The organism is Polaromonas sp. P1_G4, assembly GCF_056405475.1.
This window is the reverse complement of sequence record NZ_JBFUCA010000665.1, coordinates 1-1,923: the sequence shown is the minus strand read 5'-3', so window position 1 is coordinate 1,923 and position 1,923 is coordinate 1. Positions and strand designations below refer to the sequence as shown.

Genomic DNA, 1,923 nt, shown 5'->3' with positions numbered 1-1,923 from the left:
GATATGCCCCCATTTCCCCCATAGACGTCCGGCCCGCCCATCTGGCTGATAATGAACGGCCCGGCGCTGCCACTTCGCTTCCTCGCCATTCTTCGCCTCCTTGCGCTCGCTCCATCCGCTCAGCGGCAGCCCTTAGACCCACCGTTCCATGCCCGGCATCCACATCACCGATATTGAAGCCGCCATCAATTACTGGCGCGACAAAAAGCCTTCGCCCGACGGCGTGACGCTGGCGCCCGAGTTGCGTGCGCTCGCCGAGGTCTATGCGCTCCTGGTTTTCTACCATGAGGATGAGGCCGACGAAAAAAGCTTTCCGCCCAAGGCGCTGGCGGCGTGGCGGACCTGGTACGACACGACAGCCGACACGCCCTGCATTGCCATTTGCTCAACCAGCCAGGGGGACGCCCTGTGCAAGGGCTGCGGCCGCACGTTTGACGAAGTGCAGCACTGGCCCGAGATGACGCCCGCCGAGAAGCGTGGTACCTGGCGGCGCATCACGCAGGAAGCAACTGCCTGGCGGTTTGGCCGCTACGCTGACCGCGCCCTTGAGAACCGGGACAAGGATGTGCAGAATGATGCGGCGCCCGCCCCGGTCGCCATGCCAAAAATCTAGGCCTTTTGGGCTTGCGGCCCATATATGGCAAGCGCAAGCAGCTATGAATTTGATAGTGATGTCGCTACACTGACGGCATGCTCAGACTGACGCGTGCCCCCAATATCGCCATCGCGGCGCTGTGGGTCGACGTGTTGCAGCAGGCCGGTATTGCCGCCAGCGTGCAGCGCTATTTTCTGGGCAGCGTCGCCGGGGAACTCCCACCCGACCAGTGCCAGCCCGAAGTCTGGCTCACCCACCACGAAGAAGAACACCGCGCACGGGAGTTGCTCGACAACCTGCAGAACATGCCGCAGCGGCGATGGCTGTGCGTCTGTGGCGAAATCGTCGAGGGCGGGTTTGAGCAGTGTTGGAACTGTCAGGCTGTAGCCCCCACGGTCACTCACTTCGTGTAGTTCCCTGCCCCCCGAGGGGGCCGCCCGCCTGTGGCCTGGCAAAGCCAGTTCCACGGCTCATGCTTGGTTGAAGAGTTCTGTGGGCACAACCAAGGGTGCCGCGGGACTGGCTTTGCCAGACCGCAGGCGCCGCCCCCTTGCAAGGGGGGGAACAGGCTACACGCAGTGAGCCTGGACGGGGGTTAGACCCGTTTCGCCAGTTCGGCCGCCATGCCGACATAGCTGCCGGGTGTCATCTTCAACAGGCGCTCTTTTTCCGCAGCAGGAATTTCCAGCGAACGGATCAGCGCGTGCAGGTCTTCGGCCTTCACGGTTTTGCCGCGCGTGACTTCCTTCAACTTCTCGTAAGCGCCCTGCACACCGTAACGGCGCATCACCGTCTGGATCGGTTCGGCCAGCACTTCCCAGGAGGCATTCAGGTCGTCGCCCAGCGCTTCGCGGTTGAGTTCGAGCTTGTTCAGCCCCACACCCATTGAGTTGTAGGCCAGCACGGCGTAGCCCAGCGCCACGCCCATGTTGCGCAGCACGGTCGAATCGGTCAGGTCGCGCTGCCAGCGGGAAATCGGCAGCTTTTCGCTCAGGTGGCGCAGCAGCGCATTGGCCAGGCCCAGGTTGCCTTCGGCGTTTTCAAAGTCAATCGGGTTGACCTTGTGCGGCATGGTCGAGGAACCGATCTCGCCGTCTTTCAGGCGCTGCTTGAAGTAGCCCACGCTCACATAACCCCAGATGTCGCGGGCCAGATCGATCAGGATGGTGTTGGTGCGGGCTACCGCGTCAAACAGCTCGGCCATGTAGTCGTGCGGCTCGATCTGGATGCTGTAGGGCTGGAAGGTCAGGCCCAGGCCCAGCGGCTCCGGCGTTTCAATCACGTTGCGGCTGAAGGCCTCCCAGTCGAAGTCGGGCCAGGCCGAGAGA

Annotated in this window: 3 protein-coding genes; 2 read left to right on the top strand and 1 reads right to left on the bottom strand. The window is 62.9% G+C overall.

Annotated features, from left to right (window positions below):
- Positions 1 to 148 precede the first annotated feature (148 nt).
- Both AC1D1X_RS21980 and AC1D1X_RS21975 read left to right on the top strand, forming a co-directional pair.
- The gene (locus tag AC1D1X_RS21980; protein WP_477670607.1) at positions 149 to 613 is read left to right on the top strand and encodes a DUF3717 domain-containing protein; all 465 of its coding nucleotides are present in this window, start codon (positions 149 to 151) and stop codon (positions 611 to 613) included.
- A 77-nt stretch (positions 614 to 690) separates the two neighbouring features.
- Positions 691 to 1,008 (top strand): DUF2007 domain-containing protein, encoded by a 318-nt coding sequence (locus AC1D1X_RS21975; RefSeq protein WP_477670608.1) that lies wholly within the window; start codon positions 691 to 693, stop codon positions 1,006 to 1,008.
- Positions 1,009 to 1,190: 182 nt separating this feature from the next.
- Here AC1D1X_RS21975 and AC1D1X_RS21970 read toward each other — a convergent pair.
- On the bottom strand, positions 1,191 to 1,923 hold a 733-nt coding region (locus AC1D1X_RS21970), incomplete at its 5' end, for a lyase family protein (RefSeq protein WP_477699183.1).